This is a genomic window from Vibrio sp. S234-5, assembly GCF_000960595.1.
Classification (GTDB): domain Bacteria; phylum Pseudomonadota; class Gammaproteobacteria; order Enterobacterales; family Vibrionaceae; genus Vibrio.
Window position 1 is genome coordinate 1 of sequence record NZ_JZAM01000158.1, and the last position, 4,946, is coordinate 4,946.

Annotated in this window: 6 protein-coding genes and 2 pseudogenes; 4 read left to right on the top strand and 4 right to left on the bottom strand. The window is 42.5% G+C overall.

Features of this window, described 5'->3' with window-relative positions:
• Positions 1 to 112: 112 nt before the first annotated feature.
• From UF06_RS23920 to UF06_RS06595, 3 genes and pseudogenes are all read left to right on the top strand, one after another.
• Positions 113 to 262, top strand: a pseudogene (locus UF06_RS23920) (cell filamentation protein Fic); the annotation flags it as partial.
• A 151-nt stretch (positions 263 to 413) separates the two neighbouring features.
• Positions 414 to 1,430, top strand: a complete 1,017-nt coding sequence (locus UF06_RS06590) for a DUF2806 domain-containing protein (protein ID WP_045569732.1) — start codon at positions 414 to 416, stop codon at positions 1,428 to 1,430.
• Between the two features lie 272 nt (positions 1,431 to 1,702).
• A complete protein-coding gene (locus UF06_RS06595; RefSeq protein WP_045569733.1) occupies positions 1,703 to 1,885 on the top strand; it encodes a DUF645 family protein in 183 nt (60 codons plus the stop codon).
• Between the two features lie 201 nt (positions 1,886 to 2,086).
• Here the strand turns inward: UF06_RS06595 and UF06_RS06600 are convergent, their stop codons facing one another.
• The 4 genes from UF06_RS06600 to UF06_RS06615 all read right to left on the bottom strand — a co-directional run bounded on the left by UF06_RS06600 (position 2,087) and on the right by UF06_RS06615 (position 3,647).
• Positions 2,087 to 2,584: a GNAT family N-acetyltransferase gene (locus UF06_RS06600; protein WP_045569734.1), complete on the bottom strand. Its 498-nt coding sequence runs from the start codon at positions 2,582 to 2,584 to the stop codon at positions 2,087 to 2,089.
• Complete coding sequence (locus UF06_RS06605) at positions 2,581 to 2,853, bottom strand: DUF1778 domain-containing protein (RefSeq protein ID WP_000246253.1); 273 nt, start codon at positions 2,851 to 2,853, stop codon at positions 2,581 to 2,583. The genes UF06_RS06600 and UF06_RS06605 overlap by 4 nt, the downstream gene beginning before the upstream one ends.
• Positions 2,854 to 3,087: 234 nt before the next feature.
• A complete protein-coding gene (locus UF06_RS06610; RefSeq protein WP_045569735.1) occupies positions 3,088 to 3,366 on the bottom strand; it encodes a type II toxin-antitoxin system mRNA interferase toxin, RelE/StbE family in 279 nt (92 codons plus the stop codon).
• Positions 3,363 to 3,647, bottom strand: coding sequence for a type II toxin-antitoxin system RelB/DinJ family antitoxin (locus UF06_RS06615; RefSeq protein ID WP_045569736.1), 285 nt, complete (start codon positions 3,645 to 3,647; stop codon positions 3,363 to 3,365). Before UF06_RS06615 ends, UF06_RS06610 begins: the two co-directional genes overlap by 4 nt.
• 819 nt (positions 3,648 to 4,466) lie before the next feature.
• Here UF06_RS06615 and UF06_RS23940 point away from each other — a divergent pair.
• Positions 4,467 to 4,648: pseudogene (locus tag UF06_RS23940) on the top strand (DUF645 family protein).
• Positions 4,649 to 4,946: the final 298 nt, after the last annotated feature.

Below are 4,946 nucleotides of genomic sequence, written 5' to 3' on the forward strand. Positions count from 1 at the left end.
GATCATAGGCCAGAGCTTAACCAAGTGGTGCTTGAACTCATCTGTGAAAACCAAGCAGGTATTCCTGTTTACATGCAAGCACTGAGTGGCAACACCAATGATGCCAAGGCATTCGCTGAAGTCACTACGTCAGCAAGAGTTTAATACGCTCATGCTCGATTTTTACTCTTCTAATGACATGACACAAATGAATAAGTTTTTACGAAGCTGTTTGGATGAAAAGATTATTCGTAATTTCAAGCTAGATCTGAAAATCGGCTAACAAACGCTTCAAGAAGGACAGCCAACGCGTGGCATTTTTATCATGCGTTGGTTTTTGTGATAATGGTGTTATGCGGAAGCTCGGTAGTAGCGTTGTCTGCCCCTTAAGCGGGCGTTAGAACTCACATCCAATTATAGTCATGAGGTGGTATATGATTGGCGAAAAATTATTAGGTAAATTATGGGATACGGTAGCTAGAGAGGGTGTTGGTTCTCTGGCTTCACCTTGGCAAACTCGTAGGCAAGGAAAAGCAAATGTTGATGCTCGACGAGATGAGTTGCTTATGCTTGCACAAACAGAAATTGATGTGGCAGACATAAAAGCGGGAAGAAAAGTTTTTACGGAAGACCGTAAACTTGTTCCCTTGGAAGCTTCTGATAACGAAACTTCTGTTTTGGCATTGAGAAGTGGTCGAATCGAACCAACCTTTTCAATTGAGGAGTTACGAGATAATACTCTTCATACTCGCCAAGCTAGAGATATTCAAGAACAGATCAATGTAACCAAGGCGGTTTTGTTTGCAGAAGAAGAATTAGAGAATAATTACACTGAGGGAAGTGAAGAGGATTTAGATTCCGATTGGTTTGCTCGCTGGCGAGATAGTGTTGAAAAAATCAGTTCAGAAGACTTGCAAAGACTATGGGCTAAAGCTTTAGCTGGTGAGTTGGCTAGTCCGGGTTCATATTCACTTAGAACCCTTGAGTTTATTAAAAACATCTCTAAATCAGAGGCTCATGAAATATCTAGGCTTGCGCCTTTTGCTATTTCAGATAGTTTTTACCAAGTTAAAGCCATTGAAGATGCAGGGTTGGATTTTAGTTACTTTTTAGAAATGGAAGATATTGGTATTCTAAGTGGTGTCAAAGGAGGTGGGTTACAGCTTACACTAGGTACCCGCATTGCTGATTCATATGAGCAAGTCCTTTTCCATAACAATAAAATTCTCCGATTTACTCATGAAAGTAGTAGTAAAAAAGCCCAGTTTGAAATTTACAAAGTAACTAAGCTTGGCTTGGAGGTCTTGAGGTTAGGTGTATTCCCAATGAACACAGACTACTTGGAACAAATTGGTAATAAAATCAAAACACAAGGCTTTAAAGTAATCATTGCTGACTGGGTACAAACTACGAAGACTCACGGTCAGTACTTTCATGCACGTGAGCTATAAAGTTCTAACAAAGCATTTAAGAGTGATTCGCAACGCTCGCCGTTTTCGCTTCGCTCAAAGTATAGGCGAGCGCTGCTCACACCTTAATGCGGCGTTAGCTTCTTAAAGGCTGGAATCATCAAAATCCAAACTCAATCGTTCTGAAAAATCAGCTTTTAGCGTTCAAGTAATACTATTTGGCTTTTTAGTTTTGCCTGATGCTGATTTGGTAGAAAGTGTTGAATGTTAAGCAGTTTTCAAGTCGCTGAAACCCATCAAGCTTCGATGCTTCAGTGTTGTTGGACATTCAGCGCGGTCAGCTTAGTTTTACAAAATGCTGCATCATCGCTGTGATCTGGCTTTCTTTGTCGCGGACTCTTAACCGTGGCCAACTTGGCTTTGAGCGTTTTGAGTTTTGGCAGCCAACTTCACAGCTTTTGGTGTTGGACGTGTGTTTGAGTGATGCTTTTGCGTAAAATATTTTTCAAGCAAATGTGTTTAAAAGTTATTGCTAAACAATAGGCTACGAAGCTAACAAACGCCTCAAGCGGGACTGTCAACGCGTGGCGTTTCCAGTCCCATTGAACCGCGGTGGTTGCAGTTGTTGTGTTTGAGTTTAGTGGTAATGCGTTGCCAGCCCCTTAGGCGGGCGTTAGTTTGCTAAAGGTAGTGGATAACTAGCCTAAGCTTGCTCTGATATCAGCAATGGTGATGAAGAGTTTGTTTTCGGCATCTTGAAACGCTTGAAACCCATAGCGCTCATAGAAATGTTTTGCACCATCTTTGGCATCAACGATCACAACAGGGAACGCTACGCTGTCACTGGCTGCGAGTAGCTTTCTGAGAGCGTCAATGAGTAGCCACTCACCAAAACCTTTTCCTTTGTATCTATCGTCGACAGCTAAACGAGCAATGAGCCCTCCAGAGGTTGAAGATTGGTGCTTCTTTTGTAACTTGTCGGGCAAGGCTTTCAAATCAATGGGTGTCAAAGTCAGAGTGTAAAAGCCGATGATATAAGCACTATTATTGTCATCTTCCAAAACGAAGGTTCTGGTGTTGTCTTTTTTGGCTTGCTGACTCGCCATTACTTTTAAGTAATTGTTGAGGGCTTCAATGCCACAATTGAAACGGTTCCTATCGTGCTTATCTTTATCGAGAAGTACCGTATTCATCATTGAGTTTTGCTCTCATAACGTTCGGATGCCAATTTGAGCTTTGCATTTACTACCGCTGGATTATCAAGAGCTTCCATCAGCAATACGGCATCAGCTTGGCTAAGCTTTAGAGCTTGCTCACGTTCAATGACTTGTTTTGCTTTTTCGATTGCTGCATTCAAAACAAATGAGTTAATACTAGACATGCCAGCAAGAGCAGCAGCCTTAGCGAGTAAATCTTGAGTATCGACATCAACTCTAGCGGTGATGCGAGGCAAAGTCGTTGCCATAGTTTTATCTCCTGTTGTGTCAAACTGTCACATGGGCATTATGGCGTTAAAGTGTTCAATAAGCAATCTTTGTGTCACTTTGGCACGCAAACTAACAAACGCCTCAAGAGGGACTGTCAACGCGTGGCGTTTCCAGTCCCAATGAGCCGTAGTGGTTACGGTTGTTGTGTTTGAGTTTGGTTGTTATGCGTTGCCAGCCCCTTAGGCGGGCGTTAGTTGCCAATCAGCAACAAATCAGTCGTTTGGAAATTTTTGTTTCTGATGTAGTACACGCATTATTCGAATTTTAGAACCATCAACCCAATACGAAACAATCATTGATATCTCAGGGATAATAAGCAATCTGCCTCTAATACCATCACGCTGAACACCCATTAGTGGTTGCTCAAGCAAATTTTCAACTTTTGTTTCTATGAGCTCATCCGTTTTTTCAGCTGCGGTTGGGTTAAAGTCGTAAAGAAATTCGAAAATTTTCTCTCGATCATTGAGAGATGCTTCTTCCCAGAAAATCATGCGTGGCCTCGATTTCGGATTTTAGCTTTACGTTCAGCCATTCGTGCTTTGGCGATGTCATGTTCAATGAATACTGCTTTTCCTGAGTCGAACTTCTCAAATGCTTGATTCACTTGTTCAGTTAACCATGTATCGTGAGATAATGCCTTGCGTTGCTGCTCAGCTAATTGTTCAGTGAGTTCACGGCAAGCATCGCTAAGAGTTCGACCTTGGCTTTCAGCCATTTGTTGAGCTAAACGTTTTGTTTCTTCGTCTACACGAAATTGAATTCTAGTATCCATGGTGAGCTCCTTGGTTGTGTGTACGAATGTTAGCACTGGTATTGGGGTGAGGGCAACTAACAAACGCTTCAAGAGGGACAGCCAACGCGTGGCATTTTAACTATGCGTTGGTTTTTGTGATTACGGTGTTATGCGGAAAGTTGGTAGTAGCGTTGTCTGCCCCTTAAGCGGGCGTTAGCTTAAAACAATGAAAATCAATTGATTGCAGCCTGTTTTTTCTTCCCTTGGCAGCTCGTTCCGGTTTCTCGGCAAATCAGCATTGTTTGCCAACGCGAGTTTTGAGCCGTTGCCTCAATTGAGTTTTGGGATCGTGCGAGGTTAGCCAGTTTGGCGCAAAGTCGCTTTGGAAGTTTTGCTTTCGCTTTGAGTTTTCCGAAAATGAGTTATCAAAATTTTCGAGTTTTCAAATCGCATGAAAGGCCACAAAGTTTGAGTCAATTCGGGTTTTAAATCTCAGGTGGTTTGTTGGTTTTCCAAATCGGGTTAATCTCAGTTTTGGCAAATCTAAGGTGCTGAAATTTAAGCTAACAAACTGCTTAAGAGGGATTCGCAATGCGTGGCATTTTTAGCATGCGGGGAGTTTTGTAATTAAGGTGGTGTGCGGTAGCTTTTGCAGTGCATTGCTCACCCCTTAGCAGGGCGTTAGCTTCTTGAAGCAAAATTCATCAAAGTCTGGGTTTAATTATTCTGAAGATTCAGCTTTTAGCGTTCAAGTTGCACAATTTAGCTTTTGAGTTTTGCCTGATGTTGATTTGGTAGAGCGTATTGAAATTTCAGCAGTTTCAAAGCCGCCGTAAGCTAACAAACTTCGATGCTTCCATTTTGTTGGATGCTCCACACGGAAAGTTTGGTTTCACAAAGGCTGCATCATCGCTGAAAGTGTGCTTTCTTTGTCGCGGACTCTTAACCGTGGCCAACTTAGCCTTGAGCGTTTTAAGTTTTGGCAGCTAACTTCACAGCTTTTGGCGTTGGACGTGTGTTTGCGTGATGCTTTTTCGTAAAATCGCTTTCAAGCAAAGGTGTTTAAAAGTTATTGGGAAACAATAGGCTACGAAGCTAACAAACGCCTCAAAGGGACTGTCAACGCGTGGCGTTTCCAGTCCCATTGAACCGCGGTGGTTACGGTTGTTGTGTTTGAGTTTAGTGGTAATGCGTTGCCAGCCCCTTAGGCGGGCGTTATGTTTAATCACGTCAAATCAGTTGGTTGCATCTTTTCTTTGCTCCCTCGGCTTGTTGGTTTTGTGCTTGTCGGCAAGTTGGCTTCGTTTGGCGCTGTTTTCCGGACATTTATTCTTTGGC